We start from the raw sequence: 20,878 nt of genomic DNA on the forward strand, positions 1-20,878 counted from the left end.
TTATCGCAATACTACCCAGCCTGCCTCGACCGGATTGCGCCCCGGAAAAGATCTTCTGGGCTAAGGCCAGACAAGGCGCCCCGCAGCTTTTAAGCGCAGCGTACTGCAGTACGTGAGCATTAAAAGCGAGGACGCAACGCCGTATGGCCGACGACCAGGAGATCGCCCCGCTATCGTTAAAGCTTGATCCAGGTCGCCTTGATCTCGGTGTACTTGTCGAAGGCATGCAGCGACTTGTCACGGCCGTTGCCCGACTGCTTGAAGCCACCGAACGGCGCGGTCATGTCACCGCCGTCGTACTGGTTGACCCACATGCTGCCGACGCGCAGGGCCTTGGCCGCCAGGTGCGCCTTGGACAGGTTGCTGGTCCAGATGGCCGCCGCCAGGCCGTAGATGCTGTCGTTGGCGATCTTGATCGCCTCTTCGGTGCTGTCGAACGGAATGACCGTCAGCACCGGGCCGAAGATCTCTTCCTGAGCGATGCGCATGGCGTTGTGCGCGTCATCGAAGATGGTCGGCTCAACGTACTGGCCGCCGGTCTCTTCCAGGGTGCGCTTGCCGCCGCAAAGCAGCTTGGCCTGATCCTTGTGGCCGGCGTCGATATAACCGAGCACCGCATTCAGGTGACCAGCGTCGACCAGGGCGCCGACCTTGGTGTCCGGGTCCAGGGCGTGACCGGCTTTCCAGTCCTGCATGGCTTCGAGGACCATCGGCATAAAGGTGTCTTTGATCGAACGCTCCACCAGCAAGCGCGAGCCGGCGGTGCACATCTCGCCCTGGTTGAAGCAGATCGCCGCCGCAGCCGCTTCGGCCGCCGCTTTGAGGTCCGGCGCATCGGCGAAGACGATGTTGGCGCTCTTGCCACCAGCCTCCAGCCAGACGCGCTTCATGTTCGATTCGCCAGCGTAGATCATCAGTTGCTTGGCGATCTTGGTCGACCCGGTGAACACCAGGGTGTCGACAGCCATGTGCAGGGCCAGGGCCTTGCCGACGGTGTGGCCGTAACCCGGTAGCACGTTGAGCACACCGGCCGGGATGCCAGCATCCAGCGCCAGCTGGGCCATGCGCAGGGCAGTCAGCGGGGATTTCTCGGACGGCTTGACGATCACCGAATTGCCGGTGGCCAGGGCCGGGCCGAGCTTCCAGGCAGTCATGATCATCGGGAAGTTCCACGGCACGATGGCCGCGACTACGCCCACCGGCTCACGAGTGACCAGGCCCAGTTCGTCATGCGGGGTGGCGGCTACTTCGTCATAGATCTTGTCCACCGCTTCGCCGCTCCAGCGGATGGCGCGCGAAGCTCCCGGTACATCGACACCCAGGGCGTCGCTGATTGGTTTGCCCATGTCGAGGGTTTCCAGCAGCGCCAGCTCTTCAGCATGCTGATCCATCAGATCAGCAAAACGGATCATCACGCGCTTGCGCTGCGCCGGGGCCATGCGCGACCAGACGCCGGACTCGAAGGTGGCACGGGCATCCGCCACGGCCAACTCGGCATCGGCCAGATCACAGCTGGCCACCAGGCCAAGCAGGCGACCGTCGACCGGGCTGATGCACTCGAAAGTGGCACCGGAGACAGCGGCGCGGTACTCGCCATGAACAAAGGCACGGCCTTCGATCTTCAGGTTGTTGGCGCGCTGCTCCCAGTCGGCACGAGTCAGGCTAGTCATTGCTACATCCTCTATCGCTAGTAAAGCGCCGCAGGTGGCCGCTGCGCTGTCAATTATTCTGCATGGGGCCGCAAGAATCTGCTCACCCAATCCTGCCGGCAACACTAAACCAGAGGCTTGCACACTTCCAATATTTTTTACAAAAACTGGCAAAGCCGCCTTGTTATGTGTGCTTTATTAAACATAGACTGCCGAAATCGCCACCCAACCGACAACAAGCCTGGCCTTAACAGGCGCTCAATCCCTACCGGACATGCTTATGAACATCGAAAAGATCGTCGACTTCGCCACCGCCACTACCACGCCCGAACATTACCGTCCGGCTGCAGAGAAAGTGCTCAAGGGCGACCCCGAGCAAAGTGTGCGCAACCACTACGGTAGCCCGTGCGGTCAATTCAATACGGGGATCTGGGAAGGCGGCGTCGGCCACTGGACCATCAATTACACCGAACACGAGTACTGCGAGATTCTGCAAGGCGTCTCGGTGCTGCGCGACCAGGACGGCAACGCCAAAACCCTGCGCGCGGGCGACCGCTTCGTCATCCCAGCCGGCTTCTCCGGTACCTGGGAAGTGCTGGAGCCATGCCGCAAGGTCTATGTGATCTTCGAGCAAGCCAGCAACTGATAGCTCTTCATGCGTCACCCTTCGCCCGCCTTGCGCGGGCTTTTTATTGCCTGCCATCCCTGGCGGCCACCCTGCGGGCCGTTGCTACGCACCGTTAAAAATGGCTCCCGGCCATTTTTTATCGCCCAGGGTTTACCAAGCCAAATCGCAGGCAAGAAAAAGCCCGCTATAAAAGCGGGCTTTTTCGGCAAGGAGCCAGATCAATTACTTGATCTTGCCTTCCTTGTACATCACGTGCTTACGCACAACCGGATCGAATTTTTTAATTTCGATTTTGTCCGGAGTGGTGCGCTTGTTTTTGTCGGTAGTGTAGAAGTGACCAGTACCGGCACTCGAGATCAAACGGATCAATTCACGCATGACTTTCTCCTTAAACCTTTTCGCCGCGAGCGCGCAGCTCGGACAGAACGACGTCAATACCACGCTTGTCGATGCAACGCATGCCTTTGGCAGAAACGCGCAGACGCACGAAACGGTTCTCAGACTCGACCCAGAAGCGGTGATGCTGCAGGTTCGGCAGGAAACGACGACGGGTTTTGTTGTTTGCGTGGGAAATGTTATTCCCGGTTACCGGACCCTTACCGGTAACTTGACAGACTCTCGACATGCCTCAGCCCTCTAAAACCACATGCCCAACCCGGCATGGGTTGGCCGCTAATTATTCAATCTTGGCGCGCAGCGCCGCGTATCTCGAGGGTCTTACCGGCCGTACCTGAAAGCGCAAGAACCGGGCCCCTACAAAAGAGCGCTGCTTTATACCAGAAAGCCCCCAGCGCAACAAGGTTAAACGCACTTTTCCCGGCAGACGCCAACCTGCGATTGCCGCGCCCAGGCCAGCCAGCAACGGCACCCGCGCAGATCGACCGCTCGTCGCCAAGACTGATTGCCCTGCCGCCAGTTAATGGCCTAGGGTAAGGCCTTCGCCCGCGCGCCCATATCTGCCCAGGAGTTTGCCATGCGTCTCGCCGCCCTACCGCTGCTGCTCGCCCCGCTTCTTGCGCCCGCCCTGGCCCAGGCCAGCACGCTCAGCGTCTGCACAGAAGCCAGCCCAGACGGCTTCGACGTGGTGCAGTACAACTCGCTGACCACCACCAACGCCTCGGCCGACGTGCTGATGAACCGCCTAGTGGAATTCGACGCGACCAGCGGCACTCTGCAGCCGAGCCTGGCGCAGGCCTGGGAGGTCAGCCTGGACGGCCTGAGCTACAGCTTCACCCTGCGTCCGGACGTGCAGTTTCACCAAACCGAGTATTTCAGCCCCAGCCGCCTGCTGAATGCCGATGATGTGCTGTTCAGCTTTCAGCGCATGCTCGACCCGGCACATCCCTGGCACAAGGTCGCCCCCAGTGGTTACCCGCATGCGCAATCGATGCAGCTGCCGAGCCTGATCAAGAGTATCGACAAGACCGGCGAGCAGAGCCTGCGCTTCACCCTTACCCGCCCGGATGCGACCTTTCTCGCCACCCTAAACATGGGCTTCGCCTCTATTTACTCCGCCGAGTACGCCGCGCAATTGCTGGCAGCGGGCACGCCGGAAACGCTCAACAGCCAGCCGATTGGCACCGGCCCGTTTGTCTTCAAGCGCTTCCAGAAGGACGCCAGCGTGCGTTACAGCGCCAACCCGAGCTACTTCGCCGGCAAGCCTGTGGTAGACAACCTGACCTTCGCCATTACCCCAGATGCCAATGTGCGCCTACAGAAGCTGCGCCGGGGCGAGTGCCATATCGCCCTGTCACCGAAACCGCAGGACGTGCAGTCCATCAGCGGCGATAGCAATCTGCAGAGCGCGCATACCGCCGCCTTTATGACCGCCTTCGTCGGCATCAACAGCCAGCACCCGCCGCTGGATCAGCCCGCCGTGCGCCAGGCGATCAACCTGGCTTTCGACAAGGCCAGCTACCTCAAGGCGGTGTTCGAGAACAGCGCCGAAGCCGCCAATGGTCCCTATCCGCCCAATACCTGGAGCTACGCCAGCGAACTGCCCGGCTACCCGTACAACCCTGAGAAAGCCCGCGAACTGCTCAAATCCGCGGGTCTGGCCAATGGTTTCAGCACCACCATCTGGACCCGACCCACCGGCAGCGTACTCAACCCCAACCCAAGCCTGGGCGCGCAGCTGCTGCAGGCTGACCTCGCCAAAGTCGGCATCAAGGCCGAGATTCGCGTGATCGAATGGGGCGAGCTGATTCGCCGCGCCAAAGCCGGCGAGCATGACCTGCTGTTTATGGGCTGGGCCGGCGACAACGGTGATCCGGACAACTTCCTCACCCCTCAGTTTGCCTGCGCCTCGCTTGAGTCCGGGCTGAACTTCGCCCGCTATTGCGACCCAGAACTGGACAAGCTGATCAGTGATGGCAAAAGCACCAGCGACCAGGCCCAACGCAGCCAGTTGTATAAAAAGGCGCAAACGATCATCCAGCAGCAGGCGCTGTGGCTGCCGCTGGCCCACCCGACCGCCTACGCGCTGATGCGCAAGCAGGTCGAGGGTTATCAGGTCAGCCCATTCGGTCGCCAGGACTTCTCCAAGGTGCGTCTGAAGCCCTAAAGCCAGCCGTACTCGGCCATCGACAGCGGCTCGCCGTCGCCGACGATAAAGTGGTCGAGTACGCGCACATCCACCAGTTCCAGCGCCTCTTTCAGCCGACGGGTCAGCACCCGATCGGCCTGACTGGGCTCGGCGACACCAGACGGGTGGTTATGGGTCAGGATCAGCGCCGCCGCGTTATGTGCAAGCGCTCGCTTGACCACCTGCCGGGGATACACGCTGGCGCTGTCGATGGAGCCATGAAACAGCGCCTCGAAGGCCAACACGCGGTGCTTGGCATCCAAAAACAAACAGCCAAACACCTCATGCGGCTCATGCCGTAGCAGCGCTTTCAGGTAATCACGCACGGCCTGCGGACTTTCCAGCGCCGAGTCGCGGCGTAATTGCTCGGCCAGATGCCGGCGCGCCATCTCCAGCACCGCCTGCAACTGGGCAAACTTCGCCGGCCCCAGGCCCAGACGCTGGCTGAACGACGGTAAATCAGCCTGCAGCAGGGCCCGCAAACTACCGAAGTCGCCTAGCAGATGACGCGCCAGATCCACCGCACTCTGCCCGGCCACGCCTGTACGCAAGAAAATCGCCAGTAATTCCGCATCGGTCAGGGTGCCAGCGCCCTGCGCCAAGAGCTTTTCCCGCGGGCGCTCTGCCGCGGGCCAATCACGAATACTCATCACACCTCCTTGTGTGTTGCCGGACGCGGCAAAGCGCCGCGCCCGAGTGCCGCAAAGCCAAGCCTGGCAAGCGCTTGGCAGCGCTACTCCGCTGCAGGCTCTGTGCTATCGTAGCCCAACTTTTGCGCGGCGCCTGGCCTGGGGAGGTGTCAGCGTCGCGGTGTATATCCATCTTTATAAAAGGCAGGCCTATGCAGCGGCTGTATCGGAAACGCATCATTGTTGGCGTGGGCGGCGGTATTGCCGCGTATAAAAGTGCCGAACTGATTCGCCGACTCAAGGACCAAGACGCCGACGTGCGCGTGGTCATGACCAAAGGCGGCCGTGAGTTCATCACCCCGCTGACCCTGCAAGCCCTGTCCGGGCATCCAGTGCACCTCGACCTGCTCGACCCCGAGGCCGAAGCCGCCATGGGCCATATCGAGCTGGCGCGCTGGGCCGATCTGGTACTGATTGCGCCGGCCACCGCCGACCTGATGGCGCGCCTGGCCCAGGGTGTTGCCGATGACCTGCTGACCACCTTGGTGCTGGCCACCGATGCCCCTGTCGCTCTCGCGCCGGCCATGAACCAAGCGATGTGGCGCGACCCAGCCACCCAAGCCAACGCCGCACTGTTAACCCAACGCGGCCTGCACCTGTTTGGCCCCGCTGCCGGCAGCCAGGCCTGCGGCGATGTCGGCCTGGGCCGCATGCTCGAAGCCGAACAACTGGTGCAATGCGCCGCCGACTGCTTCCAGCACCAGGCCCTGACCGGCAAACATGTGCTGATTACCGCCGGCCCGACCCAGGAAAACATCGACCCGGTGCGCTACATCACCAACCACAGCTCCGGCAAGATGGGTTTCGCCCTCGCCGAAGCGGCTGCCGAAGCCGGCGCCAAGGTCACCCTGATCAGCGGGCCGGTGCACCTGCCGACGCCCGAGCGCGTCACCCGCATCAACGTCACCAGCGCCCGCGACATGCTCGCCGCCTGTGAAGCCGCAATGCCCTGCGACCTGCTGATCGCCGCCGCCGCCGTGGCCGATTACCGCCCGGAAGTGGTTGCCCAGCACAAATTGAAAAAAGACCCGAGCAGTGGTGACGGTCTACTCCTGCAAATGGTGCGTAACCCAGATATTCTCGCCACCCTGGCGGGGCGCAGCGACCGGCCGTTCAGCGTCGGCTTTGCCGCCGAGACCGAGAACCTGCTGGAGTACGCCTCGCGCAAACTACGCGACAAGAACCTCGACCTGATCGTCGCCAATGACGTGGCCAACCCCAGCATCGGCTTCAACAGCGAAGAAAACGCCATCACCATCATCGACCGTGAGCTTCAGCAGAGCAGCTTCGCCCAGACCAGCAAAAGCAAGATTGCCCGCCAACTGGTGAGCTTTATTGCCGACCGCCTAGCCCGCAGCTGACGCCCCACTCACCGACTACAGAGCCTGATATGCACGCCTTACAAGCCAAGATCCTCGACCCGCGCCTGGGCAGCGAATTCCCCCTGCCGCACTACGCCACCCCAGGCTCCGCCGGCCTCGACCTGCGCGCCATGCTCAAGCAGGAACTGGTGCTGGAGCCGGGGCAGACCGTGCTGATTCCCACCGGCCTGTCGATCTACATTGGCGACCCAGGTCTGGCCGCGATGATCCTGCCGCGCTCGGGCCTGGGTCACAAACATGGCATCGTCCTGGGGAACCTCGTCGGCCTGATCGACTCGGACTACCAGGGCGAATTGATGGTGTCCTGCTGGAACCGTGGGCAGAGCGCCTTCACCATCGCCATCGGCGAACGTATCGCCCAACTGATCCTGGTACCGGTGGTGCAGGCGCATTTCGAGCTGGTTGAACAGTTTGATGAGAGCCAGCGCGGCGCAGGCGGCTTCGGCCACTCCGGTAGCCATTGATTGCCTTAATCTAATTCCAGGATGAATTGCCGAGGAGACGCTGCATGAAACTCTTCAAGCGCACGGCCAAGGACGCTGACGGAGTAACCGCCAGCGCCCAACTGACCAGTGCCCCCGCCGATGCCAAAGCGGCCAAGAACAGCCCCAACGCCCTGTTACCGGGTGTGCTGGCGGCGTTAGTCGGCATCATTCTGGCTGGTGCGCTGCTCTGGTTTGGTCCGCTCAATAGCGCCTACCAGCAACAGCTGCAGCAACTCAGCCAGGCCTGGGGTGGCGGTCAGGCAACCGTGTTGCAGAAAGCCCTGCAACAACTGAGCGCCGACACCCAGGCAGCCGCGCGCAACCCGCAACTGCTACAAGCCCTGCAAAGCCAGGACATCAATCAGATCCGCGCGGCAGAACGCAACCTCACTTACTGGAGCGGGGTGGTCGACGCTCACCTCAATGCCCGTGGCCAGGCCGTGCAGGACATGGGCCGCAGCGCACCGATGAACTTCGCCGCACTGGACATGCTGCGCCGCGCAGAAAACGGCCAGACGCCCGCGCCGGAGGCCTACAAGGTCGGCCAACGCTGGCTGGTCTACAGCGCAGCGCCCTTGCGCCTGAGCGAAGGTGAGCCGCTGCATGGCACGCTGCTGCTGGCCGTGGACCTTGAGCGCCTGCTCGCCAGCCTGCCGGTGATGCCCGCCGAAATCGGCCAGATTCAACTGATCCAGCAGTTCAACAACACCGCAGCCCAGGTACTCGCGCAGCGCGGTAACGCGCAAGGCACTGCGCAAGCATTCAGCACCGGCAACCCCAACTGGACGGTCAGCTTTACCCCCGGCCCGTCACTGACCAACCCGGTATTCTCGCCGCTGCTGCTGGCCATCGCTGGGCTATTGGCCCTGGCTGGCGCGGTTATCGGCCTCTACCTGCTGCAGAGCAGCCTGCAACGCCACCTGCGTGATGACGTACTGCAGCTGGGGCAGATGCTCAAGGAACTGTCCGCCGGCAAGGCCGTGAAAGCCTTCAGCCTGACTCTGCCCGCCCTGGATATCCTTGCGCAGAACCTCGCACGCATGCCGCGCCGCGCCACTGAGCAGGTCGCTGTAGCCCCCGCCGGCAGCCCCGAGCGGGCCACAGCCATGCAAACCCAGGCAGCGAGCATGGTCGACCCACTGTTTCAGGACACCGATATCCTCGACATCGATATTCTCGACGAAGACCAGGACCTGCTCGGCCTTGATGAGCCGGCACCCGCGCCCGTGCAGGCGAAAGCGCCCAAGCTGCCGGCCGACATCTTCCGCGCCTATGACATTCGTGGCGTAGTCGGCCGCACCCTGAATGCCGAAACCGCCTACTGGATCGGCCGTGCCATCGGCTCGCAGAGCCTGGCCCAGGGTGAGCCGAACATCGCCGTCGGCCGTGACGGCCGCCTGTCCGGCCCGGAGCTGGCGCAACAGCTGATCCAGGGCTTGCTCGATTGCGGCTGTAACGTCAGCGATGTCGGCATGGTGCCGACGCCTGTGGTGTATTACGCCGGGCATATCCTCACCGGTAAGTCGGCGGTGATGCTCACTGGCAGCCATAACCCACGCGATTACAACGGCTTCAAGATCGTCATTGCCGGCGACACCCTGGCCAACGAGCAGATTCAGGCCCTAAAAGCACGTATCGACAACAACGACCTGGCCAGCGGCGTCGGTACGGTCGAACAGGTTGATGTGCTGGAGCGCTACTTCAAGCAAATCCGTGACGATATCGCCATGGCCAAGCCCATGCGCGTGGTGGTCGATTGCGGCAATGGCGTGGCCGGGGTGATCGCCCCGCAACTGATCGAGGCACTGGGCTGTTCGGTGATTCCGCTGTACTGCGAAGTCGACGGCAACTTCCCCAATCACCACCCGGACCCCGGCAAGCCGGAAAATCTGGTGGACCTGATCGCCAAGGTGAAAAGCGAGAAAGCCGATATCGGCCTGGCCTTCGACGGCGACGGCGACCGGGTCGGCGTGGTGACCAATACCGGCACCATCGTCTTCCCGGATCGCCTGCTGATGCTGTTCGCCAAGGACGTGGTGTCACGTAACCCCGGCGCCGACATCATTTTCGATGTCAAATGCACACGCCGCCTGACCCCGTTAATCAGCGGCTACGGCGGCCGCCCGGTGATGTGGAAAACCGGCCACTCGCTGATCAAGAAAAAAATGAAGGAAACCGGCGCGCTGCTGGCCGGCGAAATGAGCGGACATATCTTCTTCAAGGAGCGCTGGTTCGGCTTCGACGACGGCATTTACGCCGCCGCCCGCCTGCTGGAAATCCTCAGCCAGGATCGCCGCGACGCCGAACACGTGTTCAGCGCGTTCCCCAACGATATCGCCACCCCGGAAATCAATATCCAGGTCACCGAGCAGAGCAAGTTCAGCATCATCGAACGCCTGCAACGCGACGGCGTCTGGGGTGAAGGCAATATCACCAACCTCGATGGCGTGCGCGTCGACTACCCCAGAGGCTGGGGCCTGGTGCGCGCCTCCAACACCACGCCGGTGCTGGTACTGCGCTTCGAGGCGGAAACCGAAGAAGAACTTGAACGGATCAAGGAAGTATTCCGCGCCCAGCTCTACAGCGCGGTACCCGACCTCGACCTGCCGTTCTGATTGATTAGCGAATTGTCTACTGGAGCCCTGCATGACCCTCGAACGTGATGCCGCCACCAACGTCGCCAAGGTACTGTCCGAAGCGCTGCCGTATATCCGCCGCTTCGTCGGCAAGACGCTGGTAATCAAATACGGCGGTAACGCCATGGAAAGTGAAGAGCTCAAGCAAGGCTTCGCCCGCGACATCGTGCTGATGAAAGCGGTCGGCATCAACCCGGTTGTCGTCCATGGCGGCGGCCCACAAATCGGTGATTTGCTCAAGCGCCTGTCCATTGAAAGCCACTTTGTCGACGGCATGCGCGTCACCGACACCGCGACCATGGACGTGGTGGAAATGGTTCTCGGCGGCCAGGTCAACAAGAGCATCGTCAACCTGATCAACCAGCACGGCGGCAGCGCCATTGGCCTGACCGGCAAAGACGCCCAGCTGATCCGCGCCAAGAAGCTCCAGGTCAGCCGCCAAACGCCGGAGATGACCCAGCCGGAAATCATCGATATCGGCCATGTCGGCGAAGTCACCGGGGTCAACATCGACCTGCTGAACATGCTGGTCAAGGGCGATTTCATTCCGGTAATCGCACCGATTGGCGTCGGCCCGGATGGCGAGTCGTACAACATCAACGCCGACCTGGTGGCTGGCAAGGTTGCCGAAGCACTGAAAGCCGAGAAGCTGATGCTGCTGACCAATATCGCCGGGCTGATGGACAAACAAGGCCAGGTGCTCACCGGCCTGACCACCGAACAGGTCGACAGCCTAATTGCCGACGGCACCATCTACGGCGGCATGCTGCCGAAGATCCGCTGCGCCCTGGAAGCGGTGCAAGGCGGCGTGACCAGCGCGCACATCATCGACGGTCGCGTGCCGAATGCCGTGCTGCTGGAAATCTTCACCGACAGCGGTGTGGGCACCCTGATCTGCAACCGCAAGCGCCACTGATCTCGACTGACTCAGACCTGATAGCCTGCTGCACTGCTTGCGGCAGGCTACCGGAAGTGGCGGAGAAGAGCGCTGCTAGGCGTCGAGACTGCGCGCCGCAGCAATAGCCTACTGGTTGCGCCCCAGCAGCTCCTTGAGCCGATCACGGTCAGCATTGAAGCTGCTGTCCGCCTCTTTACGTGCAGCCTGATAACGCAGGATGTCGCCCTTGAGGCGCGCCTGTTCAGCTTTCTGGTTATCGATCTGCGCCAGCAGATGCGCAGGCACTTCACGCCCGGCGCGCTCATGGTCAGCGGCCTGGCTCTGCAGGTTGGCCTGCTGCGTACGCACCGACTGCAGGTTGCCGCGCGCCACACCAATCAAACCATCCAGTTCGGCCAGCTTGCGCTGACGGGCGCGCTCGACGTCATCCGGCGTGCTGTACAGGCGCAACAACTGCGCATCAGAGGTGGCGCGGGCCTTGTCGGCGAGGATGCGCTTCATCTCCTCAGGGCTGGGCGCAGGCGGAATCACCTGAATTACTCGCCCCTGGTCATTCAGCACTTCATAACCCTTGCCGATGTGCTCCGGCGGCACACCCTGACGACTGAGCACCGTGGTGCCCTTGTCATCGACGTAGCGGTACAGCTCAGCCGCACCCGCCACAACCGGCAGCAGTAGGCCGAGCAACAGCGAACAGCGGGTTATGGCAGATCTATGCATCAATGCAGCACCTTATCGGCAGGTTAGATTCCGTATTCGGCGCGGTAAGCTTGTACCGCTGGCAGATACTGCTTGAGTTCAGCATCCTCTGCCAGATATTCCAGTACCTGTTCGAGTGACACAATGCTCACCACCGGCATGCCGTAGTCGCGCTCGACCTCCTGAATCGCCGACAGCTCGCCCTTACCGCGCTCCTGGCGGTTCAGCGCGATCAGCACACCGGCCGCTTGTGCGCCCTGCGCCTGGATGATCTGCATCACTTCGCGAATCGCCGTACCGGCGGTGATCACGTCATCGATGATCAGCACGCGACCGGCCAGCGCTGCGCCCACCAGGGTGCCGCCTTCGCCGTGATCCTTGGCTTCCTTGCGGTTGAAGCACCAGGGCATATCGCGCTGATGATGCTCGGCCAGCGCCACTGCAGTGGTCGCCGCCAGCGGAATACCTTTGTAGGCCGGGCCGAACAACACATCGAAGTCGATACCGCTGTCCACCACGGCCGCAGCATAGAAACGCCCGAGCTGAGCCAGGGCCAAACCGCTGTCAAACAGCCCGGCATTGAAGAAATAAGGACTGATACGTCCGGATTTGAGGGTGAACTGACCAAAGCGCAGAACCCCACGCTCGATGGCAAAACGGATGAAATCGCGTTGATACGCTTGCATTAAAAAGCCCCGGACAGCACGGATTTACTAGGTAATTTAGCTAATAGAGGTGAGCTCGGGTATCATACACGCACGTGATTTTGGGGGCCATTTATGCGGATCATCAGTGTGAACGTGAATGGTATTCATGCGGCAGTCGAGCGCGGTTTGCTCAGTTGGCTGCAAGCACAGAATGCCGACGTCATCTGCCTGCAGGACACCCGCGCCTCCGCCTTTGAACTGGACGACCAAGCCCTCCAACTGGATGGCTATTTCCTCTATGCCTGCGATGCAGAAGTGCCCAGCCAAGGTGGCGTGGCGCTGTATTCGCGGTTGCAACCCAAGGCGGTAATCAGCGGCCTCGGCTTTGAAATGGCCGATCGCTATGGGCGCTACCTGCAGGCCGATTTCGACAAAGTAAGTATTGCCACCATGCTTATGCCTTCGGGGCAGCAGGGTGATGAAAGCTTGAATCAGAAATTCAAGTTTATGGACGACTTCACCCATTATTTGGACAAGCAGCGCCGCAAGCGCCGCGAGTACATCTATTGCGGCTCGTTCTATGTGGCGCACCAGAAGCTCGACGTGAAGAACTGGCGCGACTGCCAGCAATCGCCCGGTTTTCTAGCGCCAGAACGTGCCTGGTTGGATGAAGTGATTGGCACCATGGGCTATGTCGATGCGCTGCGCGAAGTCAGCCGTGAAGGCGACCAGTTCAGCTGGTGGCCGGACAGCGAACAGGCTGAATTGCTTAACCTCGGCTATCGCTTCGACTACCAGCTGCTCACCCCCGGTATGCGTCGCAGCATCCGCAGCGCGCGCCTGCCGCGTCAGCCGCGCTTCTCGCAGCACGCGCCGTTGATCGTCGATTACGACTGGATGCTCAGCATCTAACCCGATCAGCAGACAATAAAAAGCCGGCATTTAGCCGGCTTTTTATGCTGCGCCATCCCTGGCCACCACCGTACGGGCCGTCGCTATGCGACGTTAAAAATCGCTCCCGGCGATTTTTTGTTGTCTGCGTAACGCTATTTCACCAAGCGCCAGGCAAAGGGATAACGGTAAGCCTGGCCTTCATTGGCCTTGATCCCGGCAATAACCGTCAGCACCAGCGCCGCGATGCTGACCAGCACCAGCAGCGGAAAGCCGATCACCACCACCATCAGCAGGAAACACAGCAGCGCGGCCAGGGCCACGCTGATCTGGAAATTCAGCGCTTCCTTGCCCTGGGCATCGACGAACGGGTCGAGGTCCTTCTTGATCTGCCAGACGATCAACGGCCCAAGCAGGTTGCCAAAAGGAATCACCAGCCCGAGAAAGGCCGCGAAGTGGCAAAACATGGCCCACTGACGGGCTTCAGGACCAGGAATCGGTTGTGGCGCTTGGGACTCGTCGCTCATGGTGCTTCTCCTTGCGTGATGGGCTTGTAGTACAGCTCAATCAGTCAGCCAGAGCCGCTTGCTGCAGCTCGAACAGCTCAGTCATGCCTTTCTGCGCCAACGCCAACATGGCGTTCAGCTCAGCCGGCTGGAACGGTGCGCCTTCGGCGGTGCCCTGCACTTCGATAAAGCCGCCTGTGCTGGTCATCACCACGTTGAGGTCGGTTTCGGCAGCGGAATCTTCCAGGTAATCCAGATCCAGTACCGGCTCGCCCTGATACATGCCTACCGATACGGCGGCAATCATCTGCTTGAGCGGGTCGCCGCCTTTCAGGCCGCCACGCTTCTTGATCACTTTCAGCGCATCGACCAGGGCCACCATGGCGCCGGTGATGGACGCGGTGCGGGTACCGCCGTCGGCCTGGATCACATCGCAATCGACGTACAGGGTGTTCTCGCCCAGTTTGGACATATCCAGCGCGGCGCGCAGCGAACGGCCGATCAGACGCTGGATTTCCAGGGTACGGCCGCCCTGCTTGCCACGGCTGGCTTCACGCTGGTTACGGTCGCCCGTAGCGCGCGGCAGCATGCCGTATTCGGCAGTCAACCAACCCTGGCCCTGACCTTTAAGGAAACGCGGTACGCCCGACTCGACACTGACCGTGCAAATCACTTTGGTATCGCCAAATTCCACCAGCACCGAACCTTCGGCATGCTTGGTGTAGTTGCGGGTGATGCGAATCGAGCGCAACTGATCGGCGGCGCGGCCACTAGGACGTTTCATCTAGGAATTCCTGCTCTGAATAAAAAATCTGCTCGGCATTATAGGGCCGTAAGCCCGTAGCGGGTGTGCCGAATTGGGAGCGGCCGACGCACTGCGCTACAATCCTGCGCCTTTAGTTCCGACTTTTCGCGAGGTTCACCCATGATCCACAGCATGACAGCCTTCGCCCGCGCCGAGCAGGCCGGTGCCAACGGCACCCTGAGCTGGGAGCTGCGCTCGGTCAACCATCGCTATCTGGAACCTCACCTGCGCCTGCCGGAAAGCTTCCGCGACCTCGAAGGCGCGGTGCGTGAAGCGCTGCGCAACGGCCTGTCACGCGGCAAAGTCGAATGCACCCTGCGTTTTAGCGACGACAATGCCGGCAAGGCCCTGCAAGTCGACCTGGAGCGCGCCGCACAACTGATCGCCGCCGCCGAAAGCGTGGCCGGTCTGATCAAGCAGCCCGCCGCGCTCAATCCACTGGAAGTGCTCGGCTGGCCCGGCGTTCTGGTGGCCGATGCCGCCGACCCGCAGGCACTCAATCAAAGCGCCCTGGCGCTGTTCATCCAAGCGCTGAACGAGCTGAAGCAAAGCCGCGAACGCGAAGGCAGCGAGCTGGCCAAACTGCTCAATGAACGCCTGGACAGCATCCTCGAACAGGTAGTCGCCCTGCGTGAACTGGTGCCGCAGATGCTCGCCGGACAACGGCAGAAAATTCTCGACCGCTGCGCCGAAATGCAGGCCGAGCTAGACCCGCAGCGCCTGGAACAAGAGCTGGTGATTCTGGCGCAGAAAAGCGATGTTGCCGAAGAGCTGGATCGCCTCAGCACCCATGTCAGCGAAGTACGGCGCGTACTGAAAACCGGCGGCCAGGCAGGCCGACGCCTGGACTTCCTGATGCAGGAACTCAACCGCGAAGCCAACACCCTCGGCTCCAAGGCCTTCGACACCCGCAGCACCCAGGCTGCGGTAAACCTGAAAGTACTGATCGAGCAGATGCGCGAACAAGTGCAGAACATCGAGTAAGGCAAACCGCTACTGCTACTCTTCGAACAACGCGTTCCAGGATTGACCCATGAGCATAACCACCGGCACCCTCTACATCATTTCCGCCCCATCCGGCGCGGGCAAGACCAGCCTGGTCAAGGCGCTGATCGACAGCGAGGCGCAGATTCGCGTGTCCGTGTCGCACACCACCCGCGCCATGCGTCCGGGGGAAGTGGACGGGGTGAACTACCACTTCGTCAGCCGCGAGCAGTTCCACACCATGCTCGACAAGACCGAGTTTCTTGAGCACGCGGAAGTCTTCGGCAATCTCTACGGCACCTCGCAGGAATGGGTCAAACAGGCCCTGCGCGAAGGCTTCGACCTGATTCTCGAGATCGACTGGCAAGGCGCGCAGCAGGTACGCCGGCTGATGCCGGAAGCCAAATCCATCTTTATTCTGCCGCCGACCCAGGAAGCGCTGCGCCACCGCCTGACCAATCGCGGCCAGGATAGCGGCGAGATCATTGAGCGCCGCATGCGTGAAGCCGTCAGTGAGATGAGCCACTACGTCGAATATGACTACCTGCTGATCAACGATGACTTCGCCCACGCCTTGAGCGACCTGAAGGCGATTTTCCGCGCCAATCAACTGCTGCAAGGCCCACAACAGCAACGCCACAGCGGCCTGCTCAGCGAGTTACTGGTCTGACTTATCGCGCTGCGGCAAATCAAAGCTTCCCTTAATGCTGGTGATTTTTTAGACTATCCAGTCCGCTCGCCCATTTGGGCCCAGCTCTATTACGCATTTGCTACGAGGAACACCATGGCCCGCGTTACCGTCGAAGATTGCCTGGATCACGTTGATAACCGCTTCGAGCTGGTCATGCTCGCTACCAAGCGCTCGCGCCAACTGGCTACCGGTGGCAAAGAGCCGAAGCTGGCTTGGGAAAATGACAAGCCAACCGTAGTCGCGCTGCGCGAAATCGCTGCTGGCCTGATGAGCTACGACGTCATCGCGCAAGACGATATCGCCGAAGAAGAACCACTGTTTGCTGCATTCGAGGAAGAGGCTAACGAGCCTCTGTAAGCCTATGCCGGGTCGACGTCGTCAGGCGCAGGGTCATCTGAATCGGCAAGGGGAACGCCCATGCCGAGCATAGACGCCCTCGCCGACAGACTTTCGACCTACCTCGACGGCGACCAGGTCAATCTGGTTCGCCGCGCTTACTTCTACGCCGAACAAGCCCACGACGGCCAACGCCGCCGCAGCGGCGAAGCTTACGTCACCCATCCCCTGGCGGTGGCGAGCATCCTGGCAGACATGCACATGGACCATCAGAGCCTGATGGCCGCGATGCTGCATGACGTGATCGAAGACACCGGTATCGCCAAAGAAGCTCTGGACGCCCAGTTCGGCGAATCCGTGGCGGAACTGGTCGATGGGGTCAGCAAACTGACCCAGATGAACTTCGAGACCAAAGCCGAGGCCCAGGCCGAAAACTTCCAGAAAATGGCCATGGCCATGGCCCGCGATATCCGAGTGATTCTGGTCAAGCTGGCCGACCGCCTGCACAACATGCGCACCCTGGAAGTGCTGTCCGGCGAAAAACGCCGACGCATCGCCAAGGAAACCCTGGAAATCTACGCACCGATCGCCAATCGTCTGGGCATGCACAGCATGCGCATCGAGTTCGAAGACCTGGGCTTCAAGGCCATGCACCCGATGCGCTCCGAGCGCATCCGCACCGCGGTCAAGCGTGCTCGGGGCAACCGCAAGGAAATCGTCAACAAGATCGAGGAGTCGATCACCCACTGCCTGGCCCGTGAAGGCATGGAAGGCGAGGTGATGGGCCGCGAGAAGCACCTCTACGGCATCTACCAGAAGATGCGCGGCAAGCGCCGGGCGTTCAACGAAATCATGGACGTCTACGCCTTCCGCATCGTCGTCGACAAGGTCGACACCTGTTACCGCGTGCTCGGCGCCGTGCATAACCTGTACAAGCCCCTGCCCGGGCGCTTCAAGGATTACATCGCGATCCCCAAGGCCAACGGTTACCAGTCGCTGCACACCACGCTATTCGGCATGCACGGCGTACCGATCGAGATTCAGATCCGTACCCGCGAGATGGAAGAGCTGGCCAACAACGGCATTGCCGCACACTGGCTGTACAAATCCAACGAGGAAGACCAGCCCAAGGGCAGCCACGCCCGCGCGCGGCAGTGGGTCAAAGGCGTGCTGGAGATGCAGCAACGCGCCGGCAACTCGCTGGAATTTATCGAGAGCGTGAAGATCGACCTGTTCCCCGACGAGGTCTACGTATTCACGCCCAAGGGCCGCATCATGGAGCTGCCAAAAGGCTCCACGGCGGTCGATTTCGCCTACGCCGTGCACACCGACGTCGGCAACACCTGCATCGCCTGCCGCATCAACCGCCGCCTGGCGCCGCTGTCGCAAGCGCTGGAAAGTGGCTCGACGGTGGAAATCGTCACCGCGCCTGGTGCACGACCAAACCCGGCCTGGCTGAGCTTCGTGGTCACCGGCAAGGCCCGCACACATATTCGCCATGCACTGAAGCTGCAGCGCCGCTCGGAGTCCATCAGCCTTGGCGAACGCCTGCTGAACAAGGTGCTGGCCGGCTTCGACAGCCGCGTCGACAAGCTCTCGCCTGAGCGGGTGCAAGCGGTGCTTGCCGAATACCATCAGGACGTCATCGAAGACCTGCTGGAAGACATCGGCCTGGGCAACCGCATGGCCTATGTAGTGGCGCGCCGCCTGCTCAGCGACAGCAACGAAGCGCTACCGAGCAGCGAAGGCCCACTGGCGATTCGCGGCACCGAGGGCCTGGTGCTGAGCTACGCCAAATGCTGCACGCCGATTCCGGGCGACCCGATTGTCGGCCACCTGTCCGCCGGCAAAGGCATGGTGGTGCACCTGGACAGCTGCAAGAACATCGGCGAAATCCGTCACAACCCGGAAAAATGCATCCAGCTGTCATGGGCCAAGGACGTTACCGGCGAGTTCAATGTCGAACTGCGCGTCGAGCTTGAGCACCAGCGCGGCCTGATCGCCCTGCTGGCCGGCAGCGTGAATGCCGCCGATGGCAATATCGAGAAGATCAGCATGGACGAGCGCGACGGCCGCATCAGCATCGTGCAGTTGGTGGTCAGCGTGCATGACCGCGTGCACCTGGCCCGGGTGATCAAGAAACTACGCGCCTTGACCGGGGTGATTCGCATCACCCGCGCGCGCGCCTGATCGGCCAGCGCGCAGACTGACCAGAGCAATCCATCGCCAGCTGTACTTTGACAGCCGCTGTGGCTTTCACCCACCCTAGGCAATCTAACTGGCAGTGCGCCCACGCGCGCCGCAGTGTTCTTCCACATCAGCTTTGCAGGAGTTCCCATGAGCAAGAGCGTTATCACCAGCGACAAGGCCCCGGCCGCAATCGGCACCTACTCCCAGGCGATCAAGGCGGGCAACACCGTTTACATGTCCGGGCAGATCCCGCTGGACCCGAAAACCATGGAGCTGGTGGAAGGCTTCGAAGCACAGACCGTGCAGGTGTTCGAGAACCTCAAAGCCGTGGCCGAAGCTGCGGGCGGTTCGTTCAAGGAAATCGTCAAGCTGAACATCTTCCTCACCGACTTGTCGCACTTCGCCAAGGTCAATGAAGTCATGGGCCGTTACTTCGAGCAGCCCTACCCGGCCCGCGCCGCCATCGGCGTAGCCGCTCTGCCACGCGGCTCGCAGGTGGAAATGGACGCTATTCTGGTTCTCGAATAAGCCCCTCGGCGGGGCCGCCGCCCCGCCCTTCCCTCGTGAGGAAGCCCCATGCGCTGCCTGTTTGTTGCCCTGCTCACCGGCATCCTGCTCAGCGGTTGCGCCAGCCCTGCGCATGACCCCAGCGGCACCTGGATCAACCAGGCAGCCATTGAAGCAGCCGTCGAAGGCGGCAACCTGCGCGAAGCCCTGCTGGCCTACGGCCCCAATCTGGAATGGCAGCTCGACAACCAACGCCAGTTGGCCAGCTTCAGCAATGGTTTCGAGCAGGGCGAAGGCAACTTCGCACGCCAGGCTGATGGCCGACTGCGCGTGCACTTCTACGGCGACTTTCAGGAAAGCCTGAGCCTGAGCAACGGCGAGCTGGTCCAGGCGCAGAGCGATACCTGGCCAGAACAACGCTTTGTCCGCGCACCTGCCGCGCCCGGCCTACTGGCGCCACCGGGCAGCAGCTTCGAGCAGGCGTTGTACAGCGCCTATCTGGGCGGCACCTGGCTGATCAAGGAAGGCTTGGGCGAAGGCGGCCTGGTGCTATTCCAAGCCGATGGCAGCCTGCAGGGTCTGCCAGGCGCCGAGCGTTATGCGTTGTGTCTGGCAGGTGACTGCGCGGCCATGAGCGGTGAGTTCGACAGCCTCTGGCTGCAACTGGGCGACCAGGGGCAAAGCTGGCTGTTCGAGCGTGACGGCGATCAGTTGCGCGTCTTTGAAGCGCTCAACCGCTCACAGATTGATGAAATGCCCAGCTACTACAAAGGCCAGCAGCGCTGGCTGCTGGTCAAACGCTAAGCCGATCCGAACGCTACAACTGCTGCAGAATCGCCCGGTAACCCTCGCGGTAGCTCGGGTACTGCGGCACCCAACCCAGCGCGCGAGCGCGGGCGTTGCTGCAACGTTTGCTGCCGGAGCGGCGTACCGTCGATTGCTCGGACCAATGGCTGACCTCCAACTGCTCGCGCAACCAGGCCACCACTTCATGCAGCGGCGCAGGCTGATCGTCGACACCGATATAGCAGTCATCCAGCACCACACCACGGGCATCGGCCTGCAGCAGATAGGCCAGTAGCCCCGCCGCGTCATCGACATGGATGCGATTGCCGTACAGCGGCGGCTCATTGACCACCCGATAGCCCTGGCGTACCTGCTTGAGCAACCATTCGCGGCCTGGACCGTAGATGCCGGTAAGGCGCACCAGGCTGGCGGGCAGGCCGCTATGCAACGCCAGCTGCTCAGCCTCGCGCATGATCCGTCCGGAGTAGCTATCAGCCTCTGCAGGCGAGTTTTCATCCACCCACTCGCCGAGCTGTTGACCATACACGCCACTGCTGGAGACAAACAGCAGACGCTTGGGCCGTTGGCCCTGTTGCGCCAGCCAGCCGAGCACATGGCGCAGGCCATCAACATAGGCGGCGCGGTAGCCGGCCTCATCGTGTTCGGTGGCGGCCGCGCAATACACCAGGTAATCCAGTGGTTCGCTCGGCCAGGTAGCCGGGCAGGCATCGGCATGCAGATCACCGGCAACCGGGCGAATGCCCTGGGGCAGCAACGCTACGCTGCGGCGCAGGCCGTATACCGTCCAGCCCGCAGCATTCAGCTGCTGACCCAGGCGGCTGCCAACATCGCCACAGCCGGCAATCATCAGTGTCTTACTCATCG

General features: G+C 61.7%; 22 protein-coding genes. 13 read left to right on the forward strand and 9 right to left on the reverse strand.

Features of this window, described 5'->3' with window-relative positions; all coding sequences use genetic code 11:
• Positions 1 to 176: 176 nt before the first annotated feature.
• Positions 177 to 1,670: an aldehyde dehydrogenase gene (locus tag Q8M42_RS17120; protein ID WP_304869360.1), complete on the reverse strand. Its 1,494-nt coding sequence runs from the start codon at positions 1,668 to 1,670 to the stop codon at positions 177 to 179.
• Between the two features lie 259 nt (positions 1,671 to 1,929).
• On the opposite strand from Q8M42_RS17120, the gene Q8M42_RS17125 reads away from it, so the two are divergent.
• Complete coding sequence (locus Q8M42_RS17125) at positions 1,930 to 2,295, forward strand: cupin domain-containing protein (protein ID WP_275960226.1); 366 nt, start codon at positions 1,930 to 1,932, stop codon at positions 2,293 to 2,295.
• 204 nt (positions 2,296 to 2,499) lie between these two features.
• Here the strand turns inward: Q8M42_RS17125 and rpmG are convergent, their stop codons facing one another.
• Together rpmG and rpmB are read right to left on the reverse strand one after the other, a co-directional pair.
• Positions 2,500 to 2,655, reverse strand: coding sequence for a 50S ribosomal protein L33 (gene rpmG, locus Q8M42_RS17130; protein ID WP_022960960.1), 156 nt, complete (start codon positions 2,653 to 2,655; stop codon positions 2,500 to 2,502).
• A gap of 10 nt (positions 2,656 to 2,665) precedes the next feature.
• Positions 2,666 to 2,902: a 50S ribosomal protein L28 gene (gene rpmB / locus Q8M42_RS17135; RefSeq protein WP_090240685.1), complete on the reverse strand. Its 237-nt coding sequence runs from the start codon at positions 2,900 to 2,902 to the stop codon at positions 2,666 to 2,668.
• A gap of 348 nt (positions 2,903 to 3,250) precedes the next feature.
• On the opposite strand from rpmB, the gene Q8M42_RS17140 reads away from it, so the two are divergent.
• A complete protein-coding gene (locus Q8M42_RS17140; RefSeq protein WP_304865912.1) occupies positions 3,251 to 4,840 on the forward strand; it encodes an ABC transporter substrate-binding protein in 1,590 nt (529 codons plus the stop codon).
• Here the strand turns inward: Q8M42_RS17140 and radC are convergent.
• A complete protein-coding gene (radC, locus tag Q8M42_RS17145; protein WP_274087036.1) occupies positions 4,837 to 5,511 on the reverse strand; it encodes a DNA repair protein RadC in 675 nt (224 codons plus the stop codon). The two genes, Q8M42_RS17140 and radC, sit on opposite strands and share 4 nt — an antisense overlap.
• A gap of 191 nt (positions 5,512 to 5,702) precedes the next feature.
• Between radC and coaBC the strand changes: the two genes are divergently transcribed.
• From coaBC to argB, 4 genes are read left to right on the forward strand one after another with little or no spacing between them, the layout of a single operon-like run.
• Positions 5,703 to 6,911, forward strand: a complete 1,209-nt coding sequence (gene coaBC / locus Q8M42_RS17150; protein ID WP_304865918.1) for a bifunctional phosphopantothenoylcysteine decarboxylase/phosphopantothenate--cysteine ligase CoaBC — start codon at positions 5,703 to 5,705, stop codon at positions 6,909 to 6,911.
• Positions 6,912 to 6,940: 29 nt separating this feature from the next.
• Positions 6,941 to 7,396, forward strand: a complete 456-nt coding sequence (dut, locus tag Q8M42_RS17155; protein WP_304865921.1) for a dUTP diphosphatase — start codon at positions 6,941 to 6,943, stop codon at positions 7,394 to 7,396.
• A gap of 44 nt (positions 7,397 to 7,440) precedes the next feature.
• Positions 7,441 to 10,032 (forward strand): phosphomannomutase/phosphoglucomutase, encoded by a 2,592-nt coding sequence (locus Q8M42_RS21035; RefSeq protein WP_370692706.1) that lies wholly within the window; start codon positions 7,441 to 7,443, stop codon positions 10,030 to 10,032.
• Between the two features lie 31 nt (positions 10,033 to 10,063).
• A complete protein-coding gene (argB, locus tag Q8M42_RS17165; RefSeq protein ID WP_304865924.1) occupies positions 10,064 to 10,969 on the forward strand; it encodes an acetylglutamate kinase in 906 nt (301 codons plus the stop codon).
• 108 nt (positions 10,970 to 11,077) lie between these two features.
• Here the strand turns inward: argB and Q8M42_RS17170 are convergent, their stop codons facing one another.
• Positions 11,078 to 11,671 carry a DUF4124 domain-containing protein gene (locus Q8M42_RS17170; RefSeq protein ID WP_304865926.1) on the reverse strand — a complete coding sequence of 198 codons (594 nt, stop codon included), beginning with the start codon at positions 11,669 to 11,671 and terminating at the stop codon, positions 11,078 to 11,080.
• 23 nt (positions 11,672 to 11,694) lie between these two features.
• A complete protein-coding gene (gene pyrE / locus Q8M42_RS17175) occupies positions 11,695 to 12,336 on the reverse strand; it encodes an orotate phosphoribosyltransferase (protein ID WP_305284982.1) in 642 nt (213 codons plus the stop codon).
• A 93-nt stretch (positions 12,337 to 12,429) separates the two neighbouring features.
• Here pyrE and Q8M42_RS17180 point away from each other — a divergent pair, with 93 nt between their 5' ends.
• A complete protein-coding gene (locus Q8M42_RS17180) occupies positions 12,430 to 13,209 on the forward strand; it encodes an exodeoxyribonuclease III (protein WP_275960218.1) in 780 nt (259 codons plus the stop codon).
• A gap of 134 nt (positions 13,210 to 13,343) precedes the next feature.
• Here Q8M42_RS17180 and Q8M42_RS17185 read toward each other — a convergent pair whose 3' ends face one another.
• Entirely contained in the window at positions 13,344 to 13,715 is a 372-nt protein-coding gene (locus Q8M42_RS17185) for a DUF4870 domain-containing protein (RefSeq protein ID WP_304870732.1), read from the reverse strand.
• A gap of 40 nt (positions 13,716 to 13,755) precedes the next feature.
• On the reverse strand, positions 13,756 to 14,478 hold the full coding sequence (rph, locus tag Q8M42_RS17190; RefSeq protein WP_275960216.1) for a ribonuclease PH: 723 nt from the start codon (positions 14,476 to 14,478) through the stop codon (positions 13,756 to 13,758).
• A gap of 141 nt (positions 14,479 to 14,619) precedes the next feature.
• Between rph and Q8M42_RS17195 the strand changes: the two genes are divergently transcribed.
• The 6 genes from Q8M42_RS17195 to Q8M42_RS17220 all read left to right on the forward strand — a co-directional run bounded on the left by Q8M42_RS17195 (position 14,620) and on the right by Q8M42_RS17220 (position 20,011).
• The gene (locus tag Q8M42_RS17195) at positions 14,620 to 15,483 is read left to right on the forward strand and encodes a YicC/YloC family endoribonuclease (protein ID WP_304870735.1); all 864 of its coding nucleotides are present in this window, start codon (positions 14,620 to 14,622) and stop codon (positions 15,481 to 15,483) included.
• 49 nt (positions 15,484 to 15,532) lie between these two features.
• A complete protein-coding gene (gene gmk / locus Q8M42_RS17200; protein WP_304870736.1) occupies positions 15,533 to 16,153 on the forward strand; it encodes a guanylate kinase in 621 nt (206 codons plus the stop codon).
• Positions 16,154 to 16,267: 114 nt separating this feature from the next.
• A complete protein-coding gene (gene rpoZ / locus Q8M42_RS17205; RefSeq protein WP_304870739.1) occupies positions 16,268 to 16,531 on the forward strand; it encodes a DNA-directed RNA polymerase subunit omega in 264 nt (87 codons plus the stop codon).
• Positions 16,532 to 16,591: 60 nt separating this feature from the next.
• On the forward strand, positions 16,592 to 18,700 hold the full coding sequence (gene spoT, locus Q8M42_RS17210) for a bifunctional GTP diphosphokinase/guanosine-3',5'-bis pyrophosphate 3'-pyrophosphohydrolase (protein WP_304870740.1): 2,109 nt from the start codon (positions 16,592 to 16,594) through the stop codon (positions 18,698 to 18,700).
• Between the two features lie 147 nt (positions 18,701 to 18,847).
• A complete protein-coding gene (locus Q8M42_RS17215) occupies positions 18,848 to 19,228 on the forward strand; it encodes a RidA family protein (protein WP_304870742.1) in 381 nt (126 codons plus the stop codon).
• Positions 19,229 to 19,276: 48 nt separating this feature from the next.
• Positions 19,277 to 20,011, forward strand: coding sequence for a hypothetical protein (locus Q8M42_RS17220; protein WP_304870745.1), 735 nt, complete (start codon positions 19,277 to 19,279; stop codon positions 20,009 to 20,011).
• Positions 20,012 to 20,024: 13 nt separating this feature from the next.
• On the opposite strand, the gene Q8M42_RS17225 is transcribed toward Q8M42_RS17220, so the two are convergent.
• A complete protein-coding gene (locus Q8M42_RS17225; protein WP_304870747.1) occupies positions 20,025 to 20,876 on the reverse strand; it encodes an SDR family oxidoreductase in 852 nt (283 codons plus the stop codon).
• Positions 20,877 to 20,878 lie beyond the last annotated feature (2 nt).

The organism is Pseudomonas sp. (assembly GCF_030684895.1).
Classification (GTDB): Bacteria; Pseudomonadota; Gammaproteobacteria; order Pseudomonadales; family Pseudomonadaceae; genus Aquipseudomonas.

Excerpts from the sequence above, each read along its gene's own strand:
- Q8M42_RS17120 (WP_304869360.1), bottom strand. The coding sequence starts at position 1,670 with ATGACTAGCCTGACTCGTGCCGACTGGGAGCAGCGCGCCAACAACCTG.
- Q8M42_RS17125 (WP_275960226.1), top strand. The coding sequence starts at position 1,930 with ATGAACATCGAAAAGATCGTCGACTTCGCCACCGCCACTACCACGCCC.
- rpmG (WP_022960960.1), bottom strand. The coding sequence starts at position 2,655 with ATGCGTGAATTGATCCGTTTGATCTCGAGTGCCGGTACTGGTCACTTC.
- rpmB (WP_090240685.1), bottom strand. The coding sequence starts at position 2,902 with ATGTCGAGAGTCTGTCAAGTTACCGGTAAGGGTCCGGTAACCGGGAAT.
- Q8M42_RS17140 (WP_304865912.1), top strand. The coding sequence starts at position 3,251 with ATGCGTCTCGCCGCCCTACCGCTGCTGCTCGCCCCGCTTCTTGCGCCC.
- radC (WP_274087036.1), bottom strand. The coding sequence starts at position 5,511 with ATGAGTATTCGTGATTGGCCCGCGGCAGAGCGCCCGCGGGAAAAGCTC.
- coaBC (WP_304865918.1), top strand. The coding sequence starts at position 5,703 with ATGCAGCGGCTGTATCGGAAACGCATCATTGTTGGCGTGGGCGGCGGT.
- dut (WP_304865921.1), top strand. The coding sequence starts at position 6,941 with ATGCACGCCTTACAAGCCAAGATCCTCGACCCGCGCCTGGGCAGCGAA.
- Q8M42_RS21035 (WP_370692706.1), top strand. The coding sequence starts at position 7,441 with ATGAAACTCTTCAAGCGCACGGCCAAGGACGCTGACGGAGTAACCGCC.
- argB (WP_304865924.1), top strand. The coding sequence starts at position 10,064 with ATGACCCTCGAACGTGATGCCGCCACCAACGTCGCCAAGGTACTGTCC.
- Q8M42_RS17170 (WP_304865926.1), bottom strand. The coding sequence starts at position 11,671 with ATGCATAGATCTGCCATAACCCGCTGTTCGCTGTTGCTCGGCCTACTG.
- pyrE (WP_305284982.1), bottom strand. The coding sequence starts at position 12,336 with ATGCAAGCGTATCAACGCGATTTCATCCGTTTTGCCATCGAGCGTGGG.
- Q8M42_RS17180 (WP_275960218.1), top strand. The coding sequence starts at position 12,430 with ATGCGGATCATCAGTGTGAACGTGAATGGTATTCATGCGGCAGTCGAG.
- Q8M42_RS17185 (WP_304870732.1), bottom strand. The coding sequence starts at position 13,715 with ATGAGCGACGAGTCCCAAGCGCCACAACCGATTCCTGGTCCTGAAGCC.
- rph (WP_275960216.1), bottom strand. The coding sequence starts at position 14,478 with ATGAAACGTCCTAGTGGCCGCGCCGCCGATCAGTTGCGCTCGATTCGC.
- Q8M42_RS17195 (WP_304870735.1), top strand. The coding sequence starts at position 14,620 with ATGATCCACAGCATGACAGCCTTCGCCCGCGCCGAGCAGGCCGGTGCC.
- gmk (WP_304870736.1), top strand. The coding sequence starts at position 15,533 with ATGAGCATAACCACCGGCACCCTCTACATCATTTCCGCCCCATCCGGC.
- rpoZ (WP_304870739.1), top strand. The coding sequence starts at position 16,268 with ATGGCCCGCGTTACCGTCGAAGATTGCCTGGATCACGTTGATAACCGC.
- spoT (WP_304870740.1), top strand. The coding sequence starts at position 16,592 with ATGCCGAGCATAGACGCCCTCGCCGACAGACTTTCGACCTACCTCGAC.
- Q8M42_RS17215 (WP_304870742.1), top strand. The coding sequence starts at position 18,848 with ATGAGCAAGAGCGTTATCACCAGCGACAAGGCCCCGGCCGCAATCGGC.
- Q8M42_RS17220 (WP_304870745.1), top strand. The coding sequence starts at position 19,277 with ATGCGCTGCCTGTTTGTTGCCCTGCTCACCGGCATCCTGCTCAGCGGT.
- Q8M42_RS17225 (WP_304870747.1), bottom strand. The coding sequence starts at position 20,876 with ATGAGTAAGACACTGATGATTGCCGGCTGTGGCGATGTTGGCAGCCGC.